The sequence below is a fragment of the Arthrobacter sp. STN4 genome, assembly GCF_024539665.1.
Taxonomy (GTDB): Bacteria; Actinomycetota; Actinomycetes; order Actinomycetales; family Micrococcaceae; genus Specibacter.
This window is the reverse complement of the sequence record NZ_JAKZGX010000006.1, coordinates 37,216-62,839: the sequence shown is the minus strand read 5'-3', so window position 1 is coordinate 62,839 and position 25,624 is coordinate 37,216. Positions and strand designations below refer to the sequence as shown.

Below are 25,624 nucleotides of genomic sequence, written 5' to 3'. Positions count from 1 at the left end.
AGGGGTCAGGTTCCGGCGAGGCCGGTGGTGGAAATGCCCTTGATGATCTGGCGCTGGAAAAACAGGAACACCAGGATCAGGGGCAGCGCGGCGAGCAGGGCGGAGGCCATGTTCTGCGCGTATTGGATGCCGTAGGCGCTCTTGATGGTCTGCAGTCCCACGGGAAGGGTCAGCATGGCGCTGTCGTTGGTGACGATGAACGGCCAAAGGAAGTTGTTCCAGGCCCCGATGAAGACGAAGATGGCCACGGCGGCCAGGATGGGACGTGACAGCGGCAGGACCACCTGCAGGAAGATCCGGATCCGCCCCGCACCGTCCACCAGGGCGGCGTCCTCGAGTTCGCGCGGGATTTGGTCGAAGAACTTCTTGAGCACAAACACCATGGCGGGTGCAATGACCTGGGGCAGGATGATGCCCCAGTAGCTGTCGATCATGTGGAAGGAAACCATCTGGTAAAACAGCGGGATGATCAGCACCGGCGGCGGCACAATGAGCGAGGCCACGATGACGGTCATGAGCACCTTGCGGCCCTTGAAGTCGATCCGCGACAGTGCATAAGCGGCCAGCGCCGAAATCACCAGCGTGACGGCAGTGATGGCGGCAGAGGTAAACAGCGAATTCCAGGTCCAGGCCGGAATGTTGCCCTGCTGGAGCACCTTGGTGAAGGCGTCGGGCGTGAACCCTGATTTCGGCACCAGGGTGACGGGTGTCGCCGCGGCCTCCGTCTCGCTCTTGAGGGCCGTGACAGTGGCCCAGGCAAAGGGCACCAGCCACGTGCCGGCCAGGACGGCGACGATGACAGTGGCCACGATGCGGCCGGGGGAAAGGTGCCGCCTGCGCTTCCCGACGGGTGCGACGGCGGACAGGCGGCCTGGGCGGACCGGTGCTGTGAGGGTGGTGGCCATGTCCTATGCGCTCCTCTTGCGGGTGATGGCGAACTGGGCGATCGAAACAACCACGATCAGGCCAAAGAAGATGTAGGAGATGGCTGCCGAATAGCCCAGCCTGTAGCCGGTGAACCCGGCCTCAAAGATGTACTCGACGATCGAACGGGTGGCACCGCCGGGGCCTCCCCCGGTCATTTGGTACACCTGGTCAAAGATTTTCAGCGAGGCCAACACCTGAAGGATCACGATCATGGCCGTGGTCTGGTTGAGCTGCGGGAGGGTGATGGAAAAGAACTGCCGCCACCCGCCGGCACCGTCGAGCTGCGCCGCCTCATAGTGGGCCGCGGGGATGTTTCGCATGGCCGCCAGGTACAGCAGGAAATTGAAGCCCACCGTCCACCACAAGGTGGCGGCAACGATTGACCACATGGCCACGTCCGGGTTGTTCAGCCAGTCGACGGGGGCAATGCCAACCTTGCCGAGCACATCGTTGATGAGGCCCAGCTGGGGGTTGAACATCCATACGAAGAACAGCGAGACCACGGTGGAGGCCAGCAGGAACGGGGCGAAGAAGGACAGCCGCCACAGCCACTGGGCCGGCAGGCCCATGTTGACCAGCGCCGCCATGGCCAAGGCCACCACCACCAGCGGAACGGTGCTGATCACGGTGAAGTACACGGTGTTGCCGAGTGCGTGCCACATGTCGGCATCCCCGAGTGCCTCGGCATAGTTGGCCAGCCCCAGGAAGGAGCTGTTGGCACCGGTCAGGGACTTTCCGGTGAAGCTCATGACGGCGCCGTCGATCAGGGGCCAGATGAGGAACAGGCCGAAGAACGCCAGAAACGGTACCATGAAGGCCCAGCCGTGGATCCTGTCGCGCCGTTTCCGCGACTCGTGCCGGTTTTCAGCAGGCGCCGCGGAAGCGCCCTGCCAGGATTCGATGCTTGTGCTCATTGCCGTGGCTCCCTTGCCGCAAGAATTACTCTCCCAAACATGACCTGCATTTTCATTGCCGCCGCCTATACCGGGTTCGGCATGGACAGCAGGGTGTCCAGGCGGCGCACGAAGGAATCCCAGCCGTCCTTGGCCCGGGTGCGCCCGAGGAACACGTTTTGGATGTTCTCGGCAAAATAGTTCTGGAAATCCGAACCGGAGCCGGTGAACCAGGCCCGGGGGTCGTAGTTGATGATGTCCGCGGCGCCGGCGTAGTGGGCCTGGGGCAGCAGCGCCTTGTATGCCCCGGAGCGCACCACGGGCTGGAAGGCCGGGATGTGGCCGGCCTTGGCCCAGTTCAGCGAACCCTTGAGGATTTGGGCCACAAATGCATACACGTCCGCCCGCTTCCTCGCATCCAGGTTGTTCTGGTGCGGCAGGACAAAGGCGTGGGAGTCCGCGTAGGCGGCCGGCGTGCCGAAGAGTGTGGGGATCGGCATGGCGTCAAAGGGGACCTTGGCCGTCTGCATGGTGGGCAGCTCCCATACGCCGCTGGCCAGCATGCCGGAGCCCTGGCTGGCGAACTCGGCGATGGCCGTGCCGCCGTCGCCGCTGGCCGTGGCAATCCTGCCGTCCAGGAGGGAGTGGATGTATTCGAGCACGTCCACGGCCACGTCGCGGTCCACCTTGGCCTTTTGGCCCTGGGGCAGCTCCATGGTGGCGCCGTGCTGGCGGTAAAACGTATAGAACATGCGCCACATTTGGGCGCCGTCGCTGAGGTAGCCGTAGGACAGGCCGTGCCTGCCGGTCACCTTCCCCATTTCCAGCGCCGCTTCCTTGAAGCGGTCGCCGCTGGTGATTGTCTCGAGCTGGCCGTCCGCACCGAGCAGTCCGGCCGTGCCGGCCACCTTGGTGTTGTACATCAGGATGAAGGGGTGGGAGTCCAGGGGAATGGAAAAGACCTTGCCATCCAGCTGGCTGCCCTCCCAAATGCGCGGGGCAAAGTCGTCCTTCGTGACACCGTGCCCGGCCAACAGATCCAGGTCCCAGGCGTCCAGGAGGCCACCCGGGGCATATCCGGGCATGCGGGCCGCATGCATGATGGCCACTTCGGGGGGCCGTCCACCGGCGGAGGCCATGGCGAGCTTCGTGTAGTACGGAGCACCCCAGGCCAGCACGGTGGGCGTCACCTTGTAGGCGGACTGTGCGGCGTTTGCGGCGTCGATCATGGCCTGCATCTTGATGCCGTCCCCGCCCGAAAGCAGGTGCCAGAACAGCAGCTGCTCAACGCCGGCCGCCGAGGCCGTGCCGCCGCAGCCGGACAGCAGGCCGGCCGCGGCCACGCCGGACAGGGCCATGGCTCCGCCTCGCAGCAGTTGCCGCCTGGAGGGAAGGGAACTGGATTGTTCACGCGCCTGGTGCATCGCTCACTCCTTTGTTCGCGCAAAAAACGTGGTCTTGCGGGGACCGGCCGGGCCTTGGGTGGCCGGACCGGGAAAGTTGGTAAGGGAAACCGCATTTGGTGATCCACAACACAGATTACATCGTTGTAAAACGCGGTGCAAGGGATATTTGTGAGCGCGCACAAAAATTTCTTCCCCTCCGAATGCGCGTGTGCCGCAAGAGGCAGCGCGGCCCGCCCCGAAGGGGCCGGCCAGGGAAGTCAGGCCACCGGGCCGTGGAGCTGGCCCGTGCTGGCCCGGATGACCAGGCGGTACGGCAGCTCGACCTGGACCGGCCCCTTGCGCCGCTCGGCCATGCGTTCGGTGAGCAGGCGCACTGCGTTCTGGGCCATGGCCCGCTTGTCCACGCTGATCGTGGTCAGGGCCGGGACGGCATACTGCCCGTCCGCCACGTCGTCAAAGCCTGCCACGAGGATGTCTCCCGGCACGCGGTGGCCGGCCTTGGCCAGCACGCTGAGCGCGCCGATGGCCAGGGAGTCGGTGAAACAAAAGAGCGCCTCAGGCAATTCATGCCCGGCCAAAAAAGCCCTCAGGGCGGCGGCACTGCCGCCGGGGGTCCATTCGTCGCAGGCGATTTCCAGCGCAGGGTCGGCGGGGATGCCCAGCCGGGCCAGGGCGTCCCGGTACCCCCGGGTGCGCACCTCGGCTGTTGCCGAGCGGCTGGTGCCGTTGGCACCCAACACGGCTATCCGGCGTCGTCCTCCCCCGGCCAGGGCAAGGGTCATGTCACGGGCGGCGGCGATGTTGTCCACCACCACCTGGTCCACGCGCTGCTGGGACACTTCACCCAGCAGCACCATGGGCGGCAGGTTCCCACCCACCCGGATGGCGCTTTCATCCAGTGCCACCGGGTTGAGGATCAGCCCGTCGACCAGGTTGGCGCGGGCCCTGGAGACCAGTTCAAATTCCCGGTGCGGGTCCTTTCCGGTTTCCTCGATCTGGACGTTCCAGCCCTGCCCGTGGGCCACCTCCACCACATGGTGGGCCAGCTCGGCCGAATAGGGGGTGGCGAGGTCCGGCAGGGCCAGCGCAATGACGCCGGTGCGGCCGTTGCGCAGGCCCCGGGCGGACAGGTTCGGCACGTAGTCCAGCTCCGCGAGCGCCGCTTCCACCCTGGCGCGGGTGCCTTCACTGACAGGGACCAGCCCGTTGACCACGTTGGAGACGGTCTTGGGCGACACCCCCGCGCGGGCGGCAACGTCCTTTACGGTGGCCCGCATACGTCCCTCACTTCATCCATGGCAGCACACCAATGACTTTGGCTTCCGATGCTACAAGATGAAAGGTACGCCGGCTCACCCGCCGAAAATGCTCCAGCCTGCCGTATGCATCCCGCCCGGTTCCAACCGGATGAGGTCCGTGCCCGAATTGAAGGCATCCGGCGGGCAGGTCATGGGCTCCACGGCCAGGCCCCGGCGGCCGGGCTGCCCGGCCGGCTTGTCCGCCGTGTGGATTTGCAGCCACGGGCAGGCCCCATCCCACTGCACCCCCACGTACGTGCCGGAGGGGTCGCTGAGCAGCAGCCGCGACGCACCGGAAACGTCGGCGGCCATGTTGGTGAAGGCGTGGTCAATCTGCGTGGCGCCGATGGCACGCGGCTCGCGGAAATCGAATTCGTGCCCTGCCACGGATTCCAGCCCGAGCGGCAGCAGCCGGTCGGCCGTCACGGCCAGGAAGGACGACGCCGGCAGGGAGAGCGTCCATTCGTCCAGCGGCGCGTCTCCCGCCACCAGGTACGGGTGCGGGCACACTCCGTAAGGTGCGGCCGCCGCGCCAACGTTAATGGCCGTGACCGTGCAGTGCAGTCCGTCGGCATCCAGCACGTACCCGGCCCGGACCTCCAGCGCGGAGGGGTACCCCTCCGAGGGCGCCACGGAACAGCGGAGGGCAAGCCGGTCGTCGTCGTGCGTCTCCAGGGCCCACTCAACGTCGTGGACCAGCCCGTGCAGGGCCGTTCCGCGCCCGGGCTCGTTGAGGGGCAGGCGGTAGCCGGCGCCGTCCCAACGGTAGGTGCCGTCCGCCACCCGGTTTGGCCACGGGGCGGCGATGATGCCGCGGAAGTCAGGGACGGGGGCGCCGGGGGCGAACGGGACCACCAGGTCCCGGCCCCGGTGCCGGAGCTCGCACAGTGCGGCGCCCCGCGGCACGATCCGGGCCGTGTAGCCGCCGGACGTGATCAGGTAGCCGGATCCATTCACAGTCCGCCAGCCAGCTTGTAGTACGCCTGGTTCCATTGGATTTCCTTCTTGAAACCGCGCAGCGTGGTGGCGTCGTCAATGGCCAGCAGTTCCGTCCGGGCCATCTCGGCAAAGTCCTCAAACGCCTCGACGCCAAGCTGCGTGGACAGCACCGTGTGGTGGGCCGCGCCGGCCGTCAGCCAGGCGGCGGCCGAGGTGGCGAAGTCCGGCTTCGGGGACCACAGGGCACGGGCCACGGGGAGGTTCGGCAGCGGCTGCTCCAACGGCACCACCTCGACGGCATTGGCGACCAGGCGGAAACGGTCGCGCATGTCGGAGAGGGCCACCACCACGCCGTCGCCCGGATCCGTGTCAAAAACCAGGCGGACGGGGTCCTCCTTGCCGCCGATGCCCAGCGGGTGGATCTCCAGGCGGGCCTTGGAGGTGGTCAGCGAGGGGCAGACCTCCAGCATGTGCGCCCCCAGGATCCGCTCGGCCCCCGGCACCAAATGATAGGTGTAGTCCTCCATCAGGGAGGCCCCGCCCGGCAGGCCCGCGCCCATGACCTTCGCGGCGCGGACCAGGATGGCCGTCTTCCAGTCGCCTTCGGCGCCAAAGCCGTAGCCGTCGGCCATGAGCCGCTGCACGGCCAGCCCGGGAAGCTGGCGCAGCGCACCCAGGTCCTCGAACGACGTCGTAAACGCGGCCGAGCCGTTCGCCTCCAGGAAGGAGCGCAGGCCCAGTTCAATCCGGGCACCGTAGCGCAGCGAGTCGTGCCGGCGCGCGCCGGGCCGCAGCTCTTCGGCCACGTCGTAGAGCTCTTGGTACTCGGCCACCAGCGCGTCGACACCGGCCTCCGGGGCCGCATGGACGGCGTCGGCCAGCTCGTTGACACTCCACGTGTTCACGGAGACCCCCAGGCGCAGCTCGGCCTCGGTCTTGTCGCCTTCCGTGACCGCCACGTTGCGCATGTTGTCGCCAAAGCGGGTCAGCTTCAGCCCGCGGACGGCGGCCCAGCCGGCAGCGGCGCGCTGCCAGACGGCGACCTGCCGCTGCACCGCGGGACTGGAAACATGCCCCACCACGGTTTTGCGCGGGATGCCCAGCCGGGCCTGGATGTACCCGAATTCCCGGTCGCCGTGTGCGGCCTGGTTCAGGTTCATGAAGTCAAAGTCAATGTCCGCCCAGGGCAGCTCCACATTGGCCTGCGTGTGCAGGTGCAGCAACGGCTTGCGGAGCGCGTCCAGGCCCTGGATCCACATCTTGGCCGGGGAGAAGGTGTGCATCCAGGCGGTCACGCCGATCACGTTGTCAGCGGAATTCGCTTCCAGGGCGGTGCGGCGGATCGCGTCCGAATCAGTCAGGACCGGCTTCCAAACCAGCTTCACGGGGACGCCGGAGGCAGTGAGCGCGTCCGCGATTTCCCGGGACTGCGAGGCCACCTGTGCCAGCACCTCCTCGCCGTAAAGGTGCTGGCTGCCGGTCAGGAACCAGACTTCGTACTGTTCCAGGGAGAGCGACGCTGCGGGATTCTTCGTCATGATTTCCTTAAGGCTGAAGGGGCTATTGGCCGTAGACATTCTGGTAGCGGTGGTGCAGGGCCGCGATGAGCCCCGCGTCAATGGGCAGGGGCTCGCCGAGCTGGCGCGAGACGTGCACGGTCTTGGCGACCTCCTCGCACATGGCAGCGGCCTTGACCGCGGCGCGGGCATCGACGCCGATGGTGAACGGGCCGTGGTTTTTCATCAGCACGGCGGGCGATTTCGACCCCCGCAGCGTCTCGACAATCCCCCGGCCGATGGAATCGTCCCCGATCAGCGCAAACGGACCCACGGGGATGTCGCCGCCAAATTCATCGCCCATCATGGTCAGCACGCACGGAACCGTCTCCCCACGGGCCGCCCACGCCGTGGCATAGGTGGAGTGTGTGTGCACCACCCCGCCCACCTCCGGCATGTGCCGGTAGACGTAGGCGTGCGCCGCCGTGTCCGACGACGGGGCGAGCGTGGGGTTGCCCCAGTCCCCTGCCACAGGGGTCCCGAAAAGGTCGGTGACGACCATGGATTCCGGGGTCAGCTCCGTATAGGCCAGGCCCGAAGGCTTGATGACCATCAGCTCCTCCCCCGGAACCCGGGCGGAGACGTTCCCGGCCGTCCACACCACCAGGCCGTAGCGCACCAGCTCGGCATGCAGGGCGCAGACTTCGGCCCGGACGGCGGCCACTGTTTGACTGCGTGGGCTCATGCCGGCACCGCCGCTCCAGTGGCTGCCGCCGGGGCCGCGGCACCCGGGCCGGAAACCCGGCGCTGGATGGCCTTGAGGCGGTGCATGACACGGTTGGTGCCGCGGCCAAAGTAGTCGTGCAAGGCGGTGTATTCGGTAAACAGCCCGTCATAGGCAGCCACGTTTTCGGCGATCGGCTGGTAAACGTCGGCCGGCGTGGCACCCATGGCGTCGGCTGCCGACTGGACATCGGGGTAGGCCCCCGCCGCGACGGCGGCGTGGATGGCCGATCCCAGCGCCGGCGCCTGGGTTGATCCGATGGTCTGCACCGGCAGGCCGGTCACGTCCGCGTAGATCTGCATCAAAAGCCGGTTTTTGGGCAGTCCGCCCGCGGCAACAAACCCGGTCACGGGCACGCCCGAGGCGTTGAACGCCTCGATGATGGTGCGGGTGCCGAAGGCCGTGGCCTCCAGCAGGGCACGGTACGTGTCCTCCGGCTTCGTGGCCAGCGTCTGGCCCACGACCAGCCCCGACAGTTCGTGGTCCACCAGCACGGAGCGGTTGCCGCTGTGCCAGTCCAGGGCGATCAGCCCGTGCTGGCCGATTGCCTGTTCTGCGGCCAATTCCGTGAGGTGCTCGTGCAGGCCAAGACCGCGCGCCGCGGCGTCGTCGTGGTACCGCGGCGGCACGCCGTTGTTCACAAACCAGCCGAAGATGTCGCCGACGCCGGACTGGCCGGCCTCATAGCCCCACAGTCCGTCGAGGATGCCGCCGTCGACGGCGCCGCACATGCCCGGGACCTCACGCAGGCCGGCGCCGTTCATGACGTGGCACGTGGAGGTGCCCATGATGGCCGTCATCACACCGGGGGCCACTGCGCGGGCCGCCGGGGCGGTCACGTGGGCGTCCACGTTGCCCACGGCCACGGCGATGCCTTCGGGCAGCCCGGTCCAGGCAGCGGCTTCGGCACTGAGTGTGCCCGCGGCCTCGCCGAGGCGGCCGATCCGGTGCTCCACCTTCTCGGCCACAAAGCCGGCAAAGGCGGGGTTGAGAGCGGCCAGGAAGTCCGCGGACGGGTACTGCCCGTCCTGGTACATGCCCTTGTACCCGGCGGTGCAGGCATTGCGGACATAGCGGCCGGTCAGCTGCCAGACGATCCAGTCCGCCGCTTCCACCCAGTGGTCCATGGCCGCATAGAGCTCGGGGTCCTCCTCGAGCAGCTGCAGGCCCTTGGCGAACTCCCACTCGGAGGAAACCAGCCCCCCGTAACGCGCCAGCCAGCCTTCGCCGCGCCCTGCGGCCAGCCGGTTGATCCGGTCCGCCTGCGGCTGGGCGGCGTGGTGGCGCCACAGCTTCACATAGGCGTGAGGGCGGTCCGCATAGGCGGGGACTTCATTCAACGGCGTGCCGTCGGCCAGCGTGGGGACCATGGTGCAGGCCGTGAAGTCCGTGCCGATCCCGACGACGTCGGCCGGGTCGATCCCGGCGTCGCGGAGTGCGGCGGGTACTGCATGCCGGAGCACCTGCCGGTAGTCGTCCGGAACCTGCAGTGCCCAGTCGATGCCCAGCGGGACACGGGAGCCGGGGAGCGCGTCCGCCAGCACGGCATGCGGGTAGTCAAAGGTCCCGCTGCCGACCTCGGCGCCGTCGTGGACGCGGACCACCACGGCACGGCCGGACAGGGTTCCGAAGTCGACGCCCACCACGTAGTGTGCGGGCGGGAGTGGAACGTTGGTCATGGCTGCCTCTCGGAACGATTGCAGGGGTTTGGGACGGTCTTCATTGTGAGCGCTAACAATTGATCGTGTCAACCGCCGCGTGCCGCTTCGTCTGCCACTTGACATCCACGGCATGTGAGGGATTACACTTTAGCCCACGTGTTAGCGCTCACAATCGGAACGGTTGGCTGCCACGGCCCATTTTGGGATTCTTCCCCGGACTCCCCGGCGACCACGGGGCCCGGGACCCCGACCCCATACGACAAGAAGGAACCACCCATGAAATTCAAGAGCTTGATTGTGGGGGCCGTGGCCCTGGGCCTGGCACTCGGTGCCACCGGCTGTGGAACACGCGGCGGCGATGCCGCGGCGGGCGCCGGAACGGCGGACAACAGCGGGGCCCTGATCGGCATCGCGATGCCCACCAAGACCTCCGAACGCTGGATCAAGGACGGCGACGCCATCAAGGCATCGCTGGAGAAGCTTGGCTACAAGACCGACCTTGAGTACGGCGACGACAAGATCCCCCAGCAGGTCCAGCAGGTGAGCAACATGATCACCAAGGGCGCGAAGGTCCTCATCATTGCCTCGATCGACGGCACGGCCCTGAGCGACCAGCTCGACAACGCCGCCAAGGCCGGCATCAAGGTCATTGCGTACGACCGGCTGATCAACGGCAACAAGAACGTTGACTACTACACCACCTTCGACAACGAGAAGGTCGGCGTCGAACAGGCCACCTCGCTGCTGACGGGCCTGGGCATCCTGGACAAGGCAGGGAAGGAAACCGGCAGGAAGGGCCCGTTCAACATTGAACTCTTCGCCGGGAGCCCGGATGACAACAATGCCACCTTCTTCTACAACGGCGCCATGAAGACGCTGAAGAAGTACATCGACAACGGCACCCTGGTGGTCAAGAGCGGCCAGACCGGCTTCACGCAGATCGCGACCCTGCGCTGGGACCCGGCCACGGCCCAGAAGCGCATGCAGAACCTGATCGCGAGCACGTATTCTTCCGGGGCCAAGGTTGACGGCATCCTCTCCCCGTATGACGGCCTGTCCATCGGCATCATCTCCGCACTGCAGTCCGCCGGCTATGCGAGCAACGCCCTGCCCATCATCACCGGCCAGGACGCCGAGGCCGCGTCGGTGAAGTCCATCATTGCCGGCCAGCAGTACTCCACGATCTACAAGGACACCCGCAAGCTCGGCGACCAGGCCGTGGCCATGGCGGACGACCTGCTCAAGGGCAGGACCCCGGAGGTCAACGACACCACCAGCTACAACAACAAGGTCAAGGTTGTCCCGACCTTCCTGCTCCAGCCCGTGGTCGTCACCAAGGACAACTACAGCAAGGAGCTTGTTGACAGCGGCTACTACACGGCCGCAGACCTCAAGTAGGCGGCCGGCGTGACATCGACGATCCTTGACATGCGCACTATCACCAAGACGTTCCCTGGGGTCAAGGCCCTGCAGGACGTTTCCCTGGAGGTCCAGCGCGGCCAGGTCCACGCCATCTGCGGTGAGAACGGCGCAGGAAAATCAACCCTCATGAAGGTGCTCTCCGGCGTCTACCCCTCCGGCAGCTTTGACGGCGACATCTACTTTGAGGACAAGCTGTGCGAGTTCAAGGACATCAAGTCCTCCGAGGCAGCCGGCATTGTCATCATCCACCAGGAGCTGGCCCTCAGCCCCTACCTGTCCATCGCCGAGAACATCTTTCTGGGCAATGAGATCTCCACCAGGGGGTTCGTGGACTGGAACAAGACCAACCTGGAGGCGTCCAAACTGCTGGCCAGGGTGGGGCTCAACGACCATCCCACCACCAAGGTCGCGGATCTGGGGGTCGGCAAACAACAGCTCGTGGAGATCGCCAAGGCGCTCTCCAAGCAGGTCAAGCTGCTGATCCTGGACGAACCCACCGCCGCCTTGAACGACGGTGATTCCGCCAACCTGCTCAACCTCATCAAGCACTTCCAGCAGCAGGGCATCACCTCCATCATGATCAGCCACAAGCTCAACGAGATCAAGGCCGTGGCGGACAAGGTGACCATCATCCGGGACGGCCGAACCATCGAGACGCTGGACATGCACGCCGACGACATTTCCGAGGAGCGCATCATCAAGGGCATGGTGGGCCGCGACCTGGACAACCGGTATCCGGAGCACACGCCCAGGATCGGCGCCGAACTGCTGCGGGTTGAGGACTGGACCGTTCACCACCCCGTGGACCAGTCGCGGCAGGTGGTCAAGGGCGTCAGCCTCGCCGTCCATGCCGGGGAAATCGTGGGCATCGCCGGCTTGATGGGCGCCGGCCGGACGGAGCTGGCCATGAGCATCTTCGGGCACAGCTACGGCGCCAAGATCAGCGGCCGCGTCTACAAGGAGGGCGTTGAAATCCAGACCAACTCCGTGGCCGCCGCCATCAGGCACGGCATCGCCTACGCCACGGAGGACCGCAAGCGCTACGGGCTGAACCTGCTGGACAACATCATGCGCAACGTTTCCGGCGCCGCCCTGCAAAAACTCTCGCGCTGGGGCTGGGTGGACGGCAACCGGGAGCGCCTGGTGGCGGACGGTTTCCGCAAGAGCATGAACATCAAGGCCCCCAACGTGGCTGCCGTCACGGGCAAGCTTTCCGGCGGAAACCAGCAAAAGGTGGTGCTTTCGAAGTGGATGTTCGCCGACCCGGACGTCCTGATCCTCGATGAGCCCACGCGCGGCATCGACGTCGGCGCCAAGTACGAGATTTACACCATCATCAACAAGCTCGCCGACGAAGGCAAAGGCATCGTCGTCATTTCCTCAGAACTGCCCGAACTGCTGGGCATCTGCGACCGGATCTACACGCTGGCGGAGGGCCGCATCACGGCCGACGTCCCGCGAGAGTCCGCCACCGCCGAGCATCTCATGCAGTTCATGACCCAAGCAAAGGACCAGGACGCAGAATGACTGCACTTAGCTCCGCCCTGCAGTACCTGACGGGCCAGCTCCGCCAGATCGGGCTCTTCATCGCCCTGATTGTGATCATCATCTTCTTCCAGATCACCACCAACGGCATCACGCTCGCGCCCATCAACGTCTCAAACCTGATCGTGCAAAACAGCTACATCCTGATCCTGGCCGTCGGCATGGTCATGGTCATCATTGCCGGGCACATCGACCTTTCCGTCGGATCCGTCGTCGCGTTTGTCGGTGCCATGGCCGGGGTGATGATCACCCAATGGCACATGCCCTGGTGGCTGGCCATCATCGCCTGCCTGATCCTTGGCGCCGTGGTGGGCATGTGGCAGGGCTTTTGGATTGCCTACTTCGGCATCCCGTCCTTCATTGTCACCCTGGCCGGCATGCTCACGTTCCGCGGCCTGACCCAGATAGCCCTGCAGAACCAGCAAATTTCGCCTTTCCCGGACGAATTCCGTGCGCTGGGCAGCGGCTTTCTTCCCGACCTGGGCGGCGGCACGTCACTCCTGGAGCCCCTGACAGTCATCATCGGCGTCCTGGCGACGGCCGCCATGGTCTACGCGGACATCAGGGGCCGTGCCAGCCGCAGGAAGCACTTCCTGGAGGACGAGCCGTTCCCATGGTTCCTGCTCAAGCTGGTCTTCACCTCGGCCCTGGTCCTGCTCATCACCTACCTGCTGGCCAGCTACCGCGGCACGCCCATTGTCCTCATTGTCATGGGTGTGCTGATGGTGGGCTATTCCGCCGTCATGGCCAACTCTGTCTGGGGCCGGCATATCTATGCGATCGGCGGCAACGCCCACGCTGCCGAGCTCTCCGGCGTGAACACCAGGCGCGTTTCCTTCACCTTGTTCATCAACATGGGCGTGCTCTCCGCCCTGGCCGGGCTGGTGTTCACGGCCCAGCTGAACCTGGCCAACCCCAAGGCGGGCGACGGCTTTGAACTGGACGCCATCGCGGCCGTCTTCATCGGCGGCGCGGCAGTCACCGGCGGCATCGGCACCGTGGTCGGCGCCATCATCGGCGGCCTGATCATCGGCATCCTGAACAATGGCATGTCCATCCTGGGCGTCGGGACGGAATACCAGCAGCTGATCAAGGGCCTGGTGCTGCTGGCTGCAGTGGCCTTTGACGTATTCAACAAGCGGCGGGCCAAGGCCGCCACCAAGTAGGCACACGGATGCGGCCCCGCCCTTGAGGCGGGGCCGCATTGGCGTTTAAGGTCGACGCCGGGCCCTCACCCAGGGTGGGCGGCCCCGCCATAAGCGCGGGGGGCGGTGGAGTCGCGCACCACCAGGACGGGCGCCACCACCTCGGTGCGGGCGCCTTCACCGTCGACAATTCGCGCCAGCAAGGCGTCGATGCAGCGCCTGCCAAGTTCTTCGAACCCCTGGCGGACCGTGGTCAGGGGCGGAACCAGGTAGGCGCCCTCGGGCAGGTCGTCGAAACCCACCACGGACACGTCCCCCGGAACGCGGACCCCGGCTTCAGCCAGGGCCCTCAGCAGGCCCAGGGCCATTTGGTCGTTCCCCGCAAACACGGCCGTGACGGTGCGGTCCTTGGCCAGTTCGAGGCCGGCGCTGTACCCGGATGCGGCCGTCCAGTCGCCGGCCATGAGGGGCCCGTCGGGCAGCCCGGCGGCGCTGAGCACACCGTGCCAGCCCGCCACGCGGGCGATGGAGTCGATCCAGCCGTCCGGCCCCGCCAGATGAGCGATCCTGCTGTGCCCGAGGTCCACGAGGTGCTGCACAGCGCTTCGGGCGCCCGCCTCCTGGTCCACCATGGCGCCGCTGCAGCCGTTCATGCCGGCCGCGCCGATGGCCACCACCGGGACGCCGAGATCCAGTTCGTGGAGCGTTTCGAGGATGCCGGCGTGCGGGACCTGAACCACGAGCCCGTCCACGCCCTGGTCAAGGAAGCGGGCCAGGGCATCCGCAATGGTGGCCGGGGTGACTTCACGGATGCCGGCGATGCTGACATAATAGCCGGCATCCCGCGCCGCCTGCTGGACGGCCAGAAGGGTGTTGGAGGGGCCGTATTCGCTCATTTCGCTGGCCAGCAGGCCAATGGTCTGGGACCGGCGGGTCACCAGCGACCGTGCCGCAGTGTTCCGTCGGTAGCCAAGTTCTGCGATGGCCCGGTTGACCTTCTCACGGGTTTTTTCGCTGACATTCGGGCTTTGGTTGAGAACGCGGGAGACAGTCTGGTGGGAGACGCCGGCACGCTCGGCCACGTCCTCCATGACGGGCGCGCGCCGCCGGCCGCTGGACGTGGGCTGCATGTTTTTAGCCTACCCGTCCGGCCGGGCGGCCGGGCTGCACGAGGGCAGCGGCGTCTTCCCGCTCGTCATAGTCGTCCCTGGCCGCCAGCATGGCGGACACATTGTGCTCGGCCCACTCCCGCAGGACGGCGAGCGGGCCGAGCAGGGTTCGGCCCAGCGCCGTCAGTTCATAGTCCACGCGCGGCGGCACCTGGGCGAAGACGGTGCGCGTGAGCAGTCCGTCCCGTTCCAGCGAACGGAGCACCTGCGTGAGCACCTTCGGCGTCACCACCTGCACGCGCTGGCGCAGTTCCGAGAACCGCAACGGGCCGTCGGCGAGCACCTGGATGACCAGCGAGGCCCATTTGTCGCCAATCCGTGCAAAAACCATGCGCGACGGACAGGCCGGGTCCAAGACATTGCCGACGAAGGCGTCCTGTTTGGTATCCATGGGGTAACCCAGTTTCGTTGAAGACAGCAGTTTCTTTTGAATACTATTGTTTCATCAGTCCACGCCGGACACCAACAGCGTTTCCCGAAGGAGCACTCCATGAAGATTGCAATATTTGGCGCCACCGGAATGGTTGGCTCGCAGATCGCCGCGGAGGCAGTGCGGCGCGGCCACGAAGTCACGGCCATCTCCCGCTCGGGCGGCCCCGTGCCCGGGGTCCCCTCCGCCACCCCCCTCGCCGCAGACCAGGCCGACGCCGGGGCTGTCGCCGCCGTCGCGAAGACGAACGACGCCGTGGTCCTCGCCACCGGCCCGAGCCGCACGGGCGCCGACCACCAGCTGTGGCTCGACGCAACGGCCACGGCCATGGCCAATGTGGGCAGCACGCGCACCATGGTGGTGGGCGGGGCCGGGACCCTGCTGATGGACGGCAAGCGCCTGCTGGACCTGCCTGATTTCCCCGAGGCCTACCGGGCCGAGGCCCTGACGGCCGCCACGGCACTGGAGGCAATCAAGGCCCTGCCGGAAGACGTCAACTGGACCGTCATGGCCCCGGCACCGGAGATCGCGCCGGGCGAGCGGACCGGCAGCTATGTCGTGGGCACCGACTCGCCGGCGGGCGGGACCATCTCCACGCAGGACTTCGCCCTTGCCATGCTGGACGAGCTTGAGACGCCCAAACACGTCCGCCAGCGTTTCACCGCCGCCAACTGACCCGGCGGCTCACCGCGGCGACAAGTCCGGGGCGGGCAGCGAAAAACTGTGCCGGAGTGCTGAGCGCGCGGCCAGCCAGCCCGCCATGCCATGCACGGCGGGCCCGGGGGCCGTGGACGCGGACGCCAGATACACACCCGGTGCCGGGGTCCTCCAGGGCTCGGGCGCCACAACCGGCCTGCGCAGCAGCTGGGCCATCGTGACGGCACCGGAGCTGATGTCCCCTCCAATGCAATTGGGGTTGTATGCCTCAAGGTCCGCGGCCGTGGTTGTGTGGACGGCCAGCACCAGGTCGCTGAAGCCGGGGGCAAACCGCTCCAGCTGGGCCGTGACGGCCTCGGCACGCCCCAGCGTGGAACCGGCGGGCACGTGCGTGTAGGCCCACAGCGTGTGCGCTCCCGCCGGCGCCCTGGTGGGGTCCACCGTTCCGGGCTGGGCCACCAGCACGTAGGGGCGCTCCGGGTGGCCGCCGGCGAGGACCTGGTTTTCCGCCCGGGCCATCTCCGCGCGCGTGCCGCCCAGGTGGACCGTCGGTGCACCGGCCAAGGCGGCATTGCTCCACGGGACGGGTCCGGACAAGGCAAAGTCCACCTTGCACACGCCGGGCCCGTAGCGGAAGGATTCCAGTTTACGTATATATCGGATGGGCAATTCATCGGCCGCCAACGATGCCAGGGACCGGGGCGTGAGGTTGCAGATGACCGCCCTGGCCCCTGTTTCGGCGCGAAGGGCCGCAAGGTCCGCCACCGGCCTGTCCACCGCCACGTGCCCGCCGTGCGCCCTGAGATCGGCAACGAGTGCGTCGGCAATGGCCTGCGAACCGCCCCGGGGCACGGGCCAGCCGCCGGCGTGCCCCAGCGCGGCAAGCACCAGCCCGGCACCGGCACCGGCCAGGCTGGGAAGCCGGCCGATCGCGTGGGCGGCAGCCCCTGTCAGCAGGGCCGGTGCCACCTCTTCACGAAACCGCATCCGCCAGGCCCGCGTCCCCTGTTCCAGGGTGGCGAGTGCCAGGCGCATGGCGGCCGGCGGGTCCCGGGGAACCCTGACCAGCCCGTGCAGGCTGACGTCAATGACGCCGTCGAGCCTTTGCACCAGGGGTTCCATGAGCCGGCGCCAGGCAGGTCCGTCCGCACCCAGGGAGGCCACGGTGCGCTCCAGGTCCCGGTAGGCCAGCCCCGCGCGTCCGCCGTCGAGCGGGTGGCCGTAGGAGATCTCCGGCACCAGCAGTTCTATGCGGCGCTCCAGCCCAAAGGCCCGGAAGAACGGGGAGGCGAGTGCCATGGGGTGGACTGCGGAGCAGACGTCATGGCTGAAGCCGGGCAGCGTCAGTTCGGCCGTGCGCGCCCCCCCGCCCCAGGTGTGGGCGGCCTCGAAGACCGTCACGGAGAGCCCCGCGCGCGCCATCGTGACGGCGGCGGCCAGGCCGTTGGGGCCCGAACCCACCACAGCTACGTCAACCACGGGCAGGCTCCTTCGGCGGCGGGTCGGGGAGGGCCGCGTCGGGGAGGGCCGCGTCCAGGAGGATCCCGCCTTGCGGGTCGTCGACGCCACCGCGGCGGACCACATCATGCCGCGGGTGCCACATGTCCCGGACCAGCAGCCCCGCCACCACGCAGTTCGCCGCCCCGGCCAGCGCCGCGGCAAGCACAAAGTACGGCATGTCGATGGCATGCTGGTCGCTGATCCCGCCCAGGACCTTGCCTTGGAAGAGCAGCAGGGCAATGAAGTGGCAGACGGCTGCGGCCTGCCACAGAAGCACCGGCCGCCAGCGGGGCAGCGCGAGCGCCAGCAGCGGCAGCAGCCACACCGCGTGCCACGGCTCGGTGAACTTGTCCACCACCAGGAACCCCGCAACGGCGGCGGCGGCCAGCTGGGACACCCTGGGGCGCCGCGGGGCGTAGAGTCCCACCGCCGCGACCGCCAGGACCAGCAGCGCCACGAGGACGGCCGCCAGCACGTTGACGGCGTCGTCCCCCAGGGGCGGCAGCCCCATGCGGGCGGCGATCAGGTTCCAGCCGCCATAAAGTGACGACGGCGAGGCGGGGCCGGTCAGCGCTGAGGCCGTGTAGGCGCCCCACCCGGACGGGTCGGACACCATGACGGGGGCCAGGACCAGCAGCCAGCCCACGGCGCCCGCGGCGAGGGTCTCCAGCAGCGCGGTGGCCTGGCGGTTGCGCACCCCCAGCACCACCAGGGCGAGCAGGACCAGGATGGCGTAGGGCGCTGCCATGGCGGCCAGGCCCAGGACAAAGCCGGCCCAGACGGACCGCCGCCGTGCAAACAGGTAGAGGCCCAGTCCCACGAGGGCGGCAGCCCAAAAGTCCCAGCTCACGTACGCCGCCAGCCACAGCAGCGGGCTGGCAGCGATGACCGCGGCGTCCCAGGGGCGCCGCCCGGCCGTGCGGGCGGCCACCACCACCGTAAAAATCCAGACGGCGGCAATGAGCGCAGCGTTGATGTCAAAGAAGGCAAGTGGCCGGGCCGCCCCGGCCACGCCGCCGGTCAGCCAGGCGGTGGCGCCGGCGATGAAGGCCGTCAGCGGCGGCTGGTCGAAGGTGGCGCCGGGCGTGAAAAAGGGAAAGAGGTGCGCCAGGCCGTGGGACCCCAGGGAATTCGGGAACTCGGACCAGCACACCGTGGAATATTGGTCCGGCGTGGTCCAGCCGGCCTGGCGGCAGTGCCCCTTGGACACGACCGCAAGCAGGGCTGAAACGGCGGCCATCAGGACCAGGACGCGTTCGACGGTAAAGAATCCCGGGTTGGTGCGCCCCGGCGCGGTGCGCCGGCCCAGCGGCCCGCCGACCACTTCGGTCATGGAGCGCAGGAGCGGGTCGCTGCGGGAGGGAACAACTGTGCCGTGCCGGCGCTGGCGCCCCGGCGCCTGGGAATCCGCCATGGCATGAGCCTACCGGCTGGCGGGAGCCGAGCGGTGACAATGAAACAGCCCGCGCCGGCTGGCCGGGCTACCGGATGTTGAAGAGGTCCATGCGCAGGATTTCACGTTGCTGCCGGTCCCGCATGGCGTTGAACTTCTGCTGGTCCACGGGCGTAAAAAAGACCCGTTTGAGGGCTGAGAACTGCGGCCTTGGATTCACCTTTGGTCACCTCCTTCCCAAATACGGTCGTAGAACGGATAAAACTATTTGTGGCGCGACAAATAAAGCCATTATTTTCCTTCGCGAAAAACGGCAATATGAGAGCACAAAAAGGCGCGAATGGTTTTGTGCGTCAATACCGGACAATGTCCGGCGGTGGCCACGGCCCGAGCCAGGAAAACACGCGGCCATGGGCCGCTTTCCCGGGTGGGGTGGCCGGTCTCGGGTGGCCCCCGCAGGCCGACCCGGATGCGTGCGAAACCTCGTGAAAGGTTACGACGCCTTGCCGGCGTGCCCGGTGGAGGCCAGATGACCGCCTAAAATTTCAGACTTGATCGTTGTAAACATGATGGACTCCTTTCCTCGTGCACGCGGACATTCCGAGGGAACTCATCGGAACTAGTTTATAACTTACCTCATGCTGCGGGGAATTGACCAGTCCGCCGCAAGTATTATTTGAATAAATTTATTGGCGGCTGCATATTCGGCCCGCAACAACTGCAGGGGAAGACCGTTTATGCGGCGCCACAGGCGCCGCGGGGGTCCCCGGCGGCCCGCGACACGCGCGATGTGTTCCATAACATTTTTGTTACGTTCCAGCCGCGCGGGCCGGCGGCGAGGCCCGTGGTTCGGCGGATTTTGCCCCGTCCGGCATCCCTTGGATGTTACCGGCCGGTACGCGTTGGGGGCCGGTGCCGCCTGCCGGCCAAGCACCCGCCTGTGATCCACGGTACATTGGCAGCGTGAAGGCGTCAGGGAAACGTCCTGGAGTTGTCCTCACTGGAACTGCAATCCATTCGGGGCACTCCGGCCGCCAACCCTGGCCAATGCAGCCGACAAGTACTAAGGATGATTCTTTGCGACTGCATCCACCCACGCCGCAGATGGCCCGTCGTCTTGGCGCGACGGCCCTGGCCACACGTAGTGAAGCCGCCGCATGACCGGCTTCATTGTCAAGCGCTTCATCAACTATGCGATTCTTTCCGCAATCGCCACCATGAGCGCCTACGTCCTGGCAAGCATCATCCTCAACCCGGCGGGACGCTACCTGGGGCGCAACCCCCGCCCGTCGGATGCAACCATCAACTCGATCCTTGACGGCCTGGGCGTCAACCCCCACACGCCCGTCATTGAGCGGTTGTGGACCTGGCTGGTCAACCTGGTCACACACGGTTCCCTCGGTGACACCGTCCACAACACCTCGGTGGTCAGTGAAATGGCCGCACGCGCCGGCACCAGCCTGCGGCTGCTGATCCTGGGCACCATCATCGCGGCGCTCGTGGGTGTCGTGGTCGGTGTGTGGGGCGCAGTGCGCCAGTACAAGTTCAGCGACCAGGCCGTCTCCTACGTGTCGTTCACCATCCTGGCGACGCCGTCGTTCGTGCTGGGCATCCTGCTGATGATCCTGGCCACGATGCTCAACACCGCCACCGGCATGCAGCTGGTCAGTTTCACCGGCGAATATACACCCGGGCTGGACGGCGGCTGGTGGGCCCACGTCTGGGACCGGGCGGCGCACCTGCTGCTGCCCACCATCTCCCTGGCCCTCATGGGCGCGGCCGGCTACTCGCGGTACCAGCGCAGCGCCATGCTGGACGTCCTGTCCGCCGACTACATCCGTACGGCCCGCTCCAAGGGCCGCACCCGCGGTTCCGCACTGATCCGGCACGGCGTGCGCGTGGCCCTGATTCCCATGTCCACCTACTTTGCCTACTCCTTTGCCACCGTCCTGGCCGGAGCGGCCGTGACGGAACTCGTGTTCAGCTGGCACGGCATGGGCGAGATGCTGGTCCAGGCAATCAGCGAAAGTGACATCAACGCCTTTACCGGCGCCATCTTGTTCAATGCCATCCTGGTGCTGATCGCCGGAACCCTCTCCGATGTGGTGTACGCCGCCCTTGACCCGAGGGTGCGGGTATAAACATGTCCATGCTTGAAGAAGTTCCCGTTGCCAACCCCGCCGCCGAGTCGTCCGTCGTCGTCCGCTCGAAGAAGCCGGTCTCGCGTTTCCGCCTGGTCCTGTCCCGCCTGCGCAGCACGCCCCGTTTCTGGGTGGGGATCGTAGGCCTGGGCGCCATCATCCTGTGGGCGATTTTCGGCCTCGTGCCCAACGCGTGGAACGCCACCGACCTTGACATCTACAACATGGGGTCCCCCCCAACCGCGCTGCACTGGTTTGGCACCAGCGACATCGGCGAGGACATCTACGCCCAAACCATCACGGGCCTGCGCAAGTCCCTTGTGATCGGCCTGCTGGTGGGCCCGCTGGCCGCCCTGGTTGCCGGCATTGTCGGCGCCGTGGCCGGATATCTTGGCGGCTGGTGGGACCGGGCCATCGTCTGGTTCATCGACCTGCTGCTGGTGCTGCCCAGCCTGTTCCTGTTCATCCTGCTCAGCCCCATCTTCAAGTCCCTGTCCTGGGTGGCGCTGATCTTCCTGCTGGCCGGCTTCGGCTGGATGATCATGGCGCGGGTGATCCGTGCCCAGACGCTGTCCCTGCGCGAACGCGACTTCATCAAGGCGGCCCGCTTCATGGGCGTGGACACCTGGACCATCATCCGCCGCCACGTGCTGCCCAACGTTTCCTCGCTGCTGATCATCGACGCCACCCTGGGCGTGGGCGGTGCCATCCTGAGTGAAACAACCCTGAGCTTCTTCGGCTTCGGCATCCAGGCTCCCGACGTCTCCCTGGGCACCCTGCTGGCCGCGGGGCAGGGCGCCGCGGCCACCCGCCCCTGGCTGTTCGTCTTCCCTGCGGCCATCCTCGTCTTCACGGTGCTTTCCGCCAGCCTGGTGGGCGATGCCTTGCGCGACGCCGTGGACCCAACCTCCGGAGTCAACCGTGGCTGAGCGCACCCCCTTCCCTGGCACGGCCGGCCACCTGCTGGAGGTGCGCGATCTCAGCGTCACCTTCCCGCAGCCCGGCGGCGCCGTCACCGCTGTCCGCGGCGTCAACTACCACGTGGACAAGGGCGAGTTTCTGGGCATCGTAGGTGAATCCGGTTCGGGCAAGTCCGTCTCGTCGCTGGCGGTGATGGGCCTGCTGCCGTCCTCCGCCCAGGTCAGCGGCGACATCCTGTTTGAGGGCCGGTCCCTGCTCGGCCGCAGCGACAGGGAACTGTCCAGATTGCGCGGCGAAGGCATCTCCATCATCTTCCAGGACCCGCTGTCCGCACTGACCCCCGTCTACACGATCGGCGCACAGATCGCCGAGGCCCTGCAGCTCCACGACAGGAAGCTGTCCGGGCAGGCGGCGAAGGCCCGCGCCGTGGAACTGCTGAAAGTGGTGGGCATCCCGAACCCGGAGCGCCGCGCCCAGGCATTCCCGCACGAGTTTTCCGGCGGCATGCGCCAGCGTGCCATGATCGCCATCGCCATCGCCAACAACCCGCGCCTGATCATCGCCGACGAACCGACGACGGCGCTGGACGTCACCATCCAGGCACAGATCCTGGAGGTGCTCCAAAAGGCAAAGGACCTCACCGGCGCCGCCGTGGTCCTGATCACCCACGACCTGGGCGTCGTGGCCGGCAACGCGGACCGGATTGCCGTCATGTATGCCGGGCGGATCGTGGAGACAGGAACCGTGGACCAGGTGTTCCACCGGCCGTCCATGCCCTACACAATCGGGCTGCTGCGCTCCATGCCGAACCTTGCCACGGCCGGCCACACGCGGCTGGTGCCGCTGGAGGGCCGCCCGCCGCAGCTGGCCAACCTTGCCCCGGGCTGTCCGTTCGCCCCCCGCTGCCCCGCGGCGATCGACGCCTGCCGCACCACGGAACCGCCGCTGGCCGCCGTCAGCGGCAATCCGCTCAACGCCTCGGCCTGCCTGCGCGTGGGTGAAATTGCCTCCGGCACACTCAAGCGCGACGGGCTGTATCCGGTTCCGGAGGCCGTCGCGCCGGCGGTACGCGCCGCCGTCACCCCGGAAAGAGTGCTGGGCGTGGACGGGCTGGTCCGTCACTTCCCGTTGACCAGGGGTTCGGTTTTCAAGCAGGTCATCGGCACCGTGCGGGCCGTGGACGGTGTCAGCTTCGACCTCCGTTCCGGCCAGACCCTGGGCCTGGTCGGCGAATCCGGCTGTGGCAAGTCCACCACCATCATGGAAATCCTGGAACTGGCCAAGCCGCAGGCCGGCCGGATCACCGTCAACGGCCGGGACGTCGCCACCATGGGTGGGAGGGAGCGCCGGGCGCTGCGCAGTGACATCCAGGTGGTCTTCCAGGACCCCATGGCGTCCCTGGACCCGCGCCTTCCCATCCAGGACATCGTGGCCGAGCCGCTCACGGTCCACGGGGTCCCGGCCAGGGAACGGCTGAAGAGGGTCCGGGAAGTCCTGGACCTGGTGGGGCTGGAGCCCTCCATGGCATCCCGCTATCCGCACGAGTTCTCCGGCGGCCAGCGCCAGCGCATCGGCATAGCCCGGGCCCTCGTGACGGATCCGAAGATCATGGTCCTGGACGAGCCCGTCTCGGCCCTGGATGTCTCGATCCAGGCCGGCGTCATCAACCTGCTGGAGGACCTGCAGGAAAAGCTGGGCCTGTCCTATCTCTTTGTGGCCCACGACCTGGCCGTGGTCCGCCAAATCGCCGACACCGTGGCGGTCATGTACCTGGGCCGCATCGTGGAAAGCGGGGCGTCGGAAGACCTCTTTGAACATCCCCAGCACCCATATACTCGGGCGCTGCTCTCCGCCGTTCCCGTGCCCGACCCCGCACTGGAGCGCAGCCGCCGCCGCATCATCCTCGAAGGCGACCTCCCCAGCCCCACCGCGGCCATCAGCGGCTGCAACTTCCGCACCCGCTGCCCGTTGTACCAGGTCATGGACCCCCCGGCGCAGGAGACGTGCCGCACGCTGGATCCCCCGCGGCGCCAGGTAGAGGGCAGCTCCGTTGCCTGCCACCACGCAGAACGCATCGACCTCATGTCCTGACATCACGCACCACGGCCATCACGGTCCGGCGATAAACCAACCGCCGCCCCCGGCCACCTTATGGAGGAAAGAAATGAAACACATCAAAAAGATGGTGGGAGCCGGCGTCCTGAGCCTGGCCCTGGCCGTCACCGGCTGCAGCGCAGGCGGCGGGGGCGGGGCGAAACCCCCCATCAACAACAGCAAGGGCGCGGCCGAAACCGCAATGCTGCCCACCGTCGACTGGACCAAGGCGGACTACGCGGCGGTCAAGGACGGCGGCACCCTGACGCTGGCCATCGACCAGCTGCCCGACAACTGGAACACACTCCAGGCGGATGGCAACAACGTCTCCACCGGCCAAATCATGGATCCCACCACGGGCGGACCGGTGCGCGTCACGGCCGACGGCGGGTGGGAGGTCAATCCCGACTACGCCACGGAGGTGAAACTGCTTAGCCAGGACCCGCAGGTGGTGGAGGTGAAGCTGAACCCGAAGGCCGTTTGGGAGGACGGCGCCCCCATCACATACAAGGACTTCGCCGCCACGGTGAAGGCTTCCAGCGGCGCCAACAAGGCGTACCAGACAGTCTCCGACAACGTCTACAAGGACATTGCATCGGTCACCCGGGAAGACACCGACCAAAACTTCAAGATCACCTTCAAGAACAAGAACGCCGACTGGCCCTCCATTCTCGGCGGCAGCACGGCCGGGATGGCCACCGCCAGCATCCTGCCCGCCGCCATTGCCTCGGACCCCAAGGCCTTCAATGCCGGCTACAAGACCAAGCCGCTGCCCTCCGACGGCCCGTTCAAGGTCTCCAACGTTGACACCAACGGCCAGGTTGTCACCTTGACGCCCAACCCGAAGTGGTGGGGGGAAAAGCCCAAGCTGGACAAGATCATCATGAAGGTCGTCACCCGCGACGGGCTGGCCCAGGCCTACGCCAACAAGGAACTGGACGCCTTCAGCATCGGCACGAACAAGAACAACTACGACACCGCCAAGAAGCGCACCGACGGCGCCATCCAGCAGACGGGCGGCCTGACCTGGAACCACGTCACGATGAACGGCTCCACCGGCCCCCTGGCCGACGTCAAGGTCCGCCAGGCCGTGGCCCGTGCCATTGACCGGAAGACGATCTCCGCCAGCCGCCTGAGCCCCATCGGTGCGCCGGTGACGAGCCAGAACAGCTACATCTACATGCCGGGCCAGAAGGGCTACGAAGACGATGCCACCGCGGCCATCGGCTTTGACACCGCCAAGTCCGAGGAGCTGCTCAAGGAGGCCGGCTATGTGAAGGGTTCCGACGGCGTCCAGGCGAAGGACGGCAGGAAACTGGAACTGACGTACACCCTCGATGCCAACAACCCCGTCTCCGAACAGATCTTCAAGCAGCTGCAGGCCAACCTCAGGGTCGTGGGCATCACGCTGAAGAACAACACCGTCCCCTCGGCGAAGTTCTTCTCCGACTACGTGCTCAAGTCCAACTTTGAGATGACCGGATTCGCCTGGTCCGGCACGCCCTTCCCGATCTCCTCGACGGAATCGATCTTCTACCCCGTGGATTCGGGCCAGAACTTCACGGGCATCACCGACGAAAAGCTCGGCGCGATGTGGCAGAAGGCCAACGCGGAGCTTGACCCGGCCAAGCGGATCGAGCTGGCCAACGAGATCGACAAGGCCATTTTTGCCTACACACCCGTCATCCCGCTGACCCCGACGCCGAACACCTACGCCGTCACGAACGGGCTGGTCAACTACGGTGCCGCACAGTTCCAATCGATCGACTGGACCAAGGTGGGCTGGAAGGCCTAGCAACACCG

Annotated in this window: 21 protein-coding genes; 8 read left to right on the top strand and 13 right to left on the bottom strand. The window is 66.8% G+C overall.

Going from position 1 to position 25,624, the window contains the following annotated elements; genetic code table 11:
* Nucleotides 1–5: 5 nt before the first annotated feature.
* The 8 genes from MMF96_RS06605 to araB form a co-directional block, all read right to left on the bottom strand.
* Nucleotides 6–905, bottom strand: coding sequence for a carbohydrate ABC transporter permease (locus MMF96_RS06605; protein ID WP_256882992.1), 900 nt, complete (start codon nt 903–905; stop codon nt 6–8).
* A 3-nt stretch (nt 906–908) separates the two neighbouring features.
* Nucleotides 909–1,841, bottom strand: coding sequence for a carbohydrate ABC transporter permease (locus tag MMF96_RS06600; protein ID WP_256882991.1), 933 nt, complete (start codon nt 1,839–1,841; stop codon nt 909–911).
* A 65-nt stretch (nt 1,842–1,906) separates the two neighbouring features.
* Nucleotides 1,907–3,244, bottom strand: coding sequence for an extracellular solute-binding protein (locus tag MMF96_RS06595; protein WP_256882990.1), 1,338 nt, complete (start codon nt 3,242–3,244; stop codon nt 1,907–1,909).
* Nucleotides 3,245–3,483: 239 nt separating this feature from the next.
* Entirely contained in the window at nt 3,484–4,503 is a 1,020-nt protein-coding gene (locus tag MMF96_RS06590; RefSeq protein WP_256882989.1) for a LacI family DNA-binding transcriptional regulator, read from the bottom strand.
* A gap of 75 nt (nt 4,504–4,578) precedes the next feature.
* The gene (locus MMF96_RS06585) at nt 4,579–5,481 is read right to left on the bottom strand and encodes an aldose 1-epimerase family protein (RefSeq protein ID WP_256882988.1); all 903 of its coding nucleotides are present in this window, start codon (nt 5,479–5,481) and stop codon (nt 4,579–4,581) included.
* On the bottom strand, nt 5,478–7,001 hold the full coding sequence (gene araA / locus MMF96_RS06580; RefSeq protein WP_256882987.1) for an L-arabinose isomerase: 1,524 nt from the start codon (nt 6,999–7,001) through the stop codon (nt 5,478–5,480). The genes MMF96_RS06585 and araA overlap by 4 nt, the downstream gene beginning before the upstream one ends.
* 22 nt (nt 7,002–7,023) lie before the next feature.
* A complete protein-coding gene (locus MMF96_RS06575; protein ID WP_256882986.1) occupies nt 7,024–7,704 on the bottom strand; it encodes an L-ribulose-5-phosphate 4-epimerase in 681 nt (226 codons plus the stop codon).
* Entirely contained in the window at nt 7,701–9,422 is a 1,722-nt protein-coding gene (araB, locus tag MMF96_RS06570; RefSeq protein ID WP_256882985.1) for a ribulokinase, read from the bottom strand. The genes MMF96_RS06575 and araB overlap by 4 nt, the downstream gene beginning before the upstream one ends.
* A gap of 258 nt (nt 9,423–9,680) precedes the next feature.
* Here araB and chvE point away from each other — a divergent pair, with 258 nt between their 5' ends.
* From chvE to mmsB, 3 genes are read left to right on the top strand one after another with little or no spacing between them, the layout of a single operon-like run.
* Complete coding sequence (gene chvE, locus MMF96_RS06565) at nt 9,681–10,802, top strand: multiple monosaccharide ABC transporter substrate-binding protein (RefSeq protein WP_256882984.1); 1,122 nt, start codon at nt 9,681–9,683, stop codon at nt 10,800–10,802.
* A 30-nt stretch (nt 10,803–10,832) separates the two neighbouring features.
* Nucleotides 10,833–12,353, top strand: coding sequence for a multiple monosaccharide ABC transporter ATP-binding protein (gene mmsA / locus MMF96_RS06560; RefSeq protein ID WP_218063120.1), 1,521 nt, complete (start codon nt 10,833–10,835; stop codon nt 12,351–12,353).
* A complete protein-coding gene (gene mmsB / locus MMF96_RS06555; RefSeq protein WP_256882983.1) occupies nt 12,350–13,537 on the top strand; it encodes a multiple monosaccharide ABC transporter permease in 1,188 nt (395 codons plus the stop codon). Before mmsA ends, mmsB begins: the two co-directional genes overlap by 4 nt.
* 65 nt (nt 13,538–13,602) lie before the next feature.
* On the opposite strand, the gene MMF96_RS06550 is transcribed toward mmsB, so the two are convergent.
* Both MMF96_RS06550 and MMF96_RS06545 read right to left on the bottom strand, forming a co-directional pair.
* A complete protein-coding gene (locus tag MMF96_RS06550; RefSeq protein WP_256127903.1) occupies nt 13,603–14,646 on the bottom strand; it encodes a LacI family DNA-binding transcriptional regulator in 1,044 nt (347 codons plus the stop codon).
* Nucleotides 14,647–14,650: 4 nt separating this feature from the next.
* Nucleotides 14,651–15,076, bottom strand: coding sequence for a helix-turn-helix domain-containing protein (locus tag MMF96_RS06545; protein ID WP_256882982.1), 426 nt, complete (start codon nt 15,074–15,076; stop codon nt 14,651–14,653).
* Between the two features lie 99 nt (nt 15,077–15,175).
* On the opposite strand from MMF96_RS06545, the gene MMF96_RS06540 reads away from it, so the two are divergent.
* The gene (locus MMF96_RS06540) at nt 15,176–15,790 is read left to right on the top strand and encodes an NAD(P)-dependent oxidoreductase (protein ID WP_256882981.1); all 615 of its coding nucleotides are present in this window, start codon (nt 15,176–15,178) and stop codon (nt 15,788–15,790) included.
* A 9-nt stretch (nt 15,791–15,799) separates the two neighbouring features.
* On the opposite strand, the gene MMF96_RS06535 is transcribed toward MMF96_RS06540, so the two are convergent.
* The 3 genes from MMF96_RS06535 to MMF96_RS06525 all read right to left on the bottom strand — a co-directional run bounded on the left by MMF96_RS06535 (nt 15,800) and on the right by MMF96_RS06525 (nt 18,885).
* Nucleotides 15,800–17,251 carry a phytoene desaturase family protein gene (locus tag MMF96_RS06535; protein ID WP_375141407.1) on the bottom strand — a complete coding sequence of 484 codons (1,452 nt, stop codon included), beginning with the start codon at nt 17,249–17,251 and terminating at the stop codon, nt 15,800–15,802.
* On the bottom strand, nt 17,244–18,686 hold the full coding sequence (locus MMF96_RS06530) for a glycosyltransferase 87 family protein (protein WP_256882980.1): 1,443 nt from the start codon (nt 18,684–18,686) through the stop codon (nt 17,244–17,246). The genes MMF96_RS06535 and MMF96_RS06530 overlap by 8 nt, the downstream gene beginning before the upstream one ends.
* 67 nt (nt 18,687–18,753) lie before the next feature.
* Nucleotides 18,754–18,885 carry a hypothetical protein gene (locus tag MMF96_RS06525; RefSeq protein ID WP_256127904.1) on the bottom strand — a complete coding sequence of 44 codons (132 nt, stop codon included), beginning with the start codon at nt 18,883–18,885 and terminating at the stop codon, nt 18,754–18,756.
* 937 nt (nt 18,886–19,822) lie between these two features.
* On the opposite strand from MMF96_RS06525, the gene MMF96_RS06520 reads away from it, so the two are divergent.
* The 4 genes from MMF96_RS06520 (at nt 19,823) to MMF96_RS06505 (ending at nt 25,616) form a co-directional block, all read left to right on the top strand.
* Nucleotides 19,823–20,806, top strand: a complete 984-nt coding sequence (locus tag MMF96_RS06520; protein WP_256882979.1) for an ABC transporter permease — start codon at nt 19,823–19,825, stop codon at nt 20,804–20,806.
* Between the two features lie 8 nt (nt 20,807–20,814).
* Complete coding sequence (locus MMF96_RS06515; RefSeq protein WP_176617098.1) at nt 20,815–21,735, top strand: ABC transporter permease; 921 nt, start codon at nt 20,815–20,817, stop codon at nt 21,733–21,735.
* Nucleotides 21,686–23,818: an ABC transporter ATP-binding protein gene (locus MMF96_RS06510; RefSeq protein WP_256882978.1), complete on the top strand. Its 2,133-nt coding sequence runs from the start codon at nt 21,686–21,688 to the stop codon at nt 23,816–23,818. The genes MMF96_RS06515 and MMF96_RS06510 overlap by 50 nt, the downstream gene beginning before the upstream one ends.
* A 73-nt stretch (nt 23,819–23,891) precedes the next feature.
* Nucleotides 23,892–25,616 carry an ABC transporter family substrate-binding protein gene (locus MMF96_RS06505; RefSeq protein WP_256882977.1) on the top strand — a complete coding sequence of 575 codons (1,725 nt, stop codon included), beginning with the start codon at nt 23,892–23,894 and terminating at the stop codon, nt 25,614–25,616.
* Nucleotides 25,617–25,624: the final 8 nt, after the last annotated feature.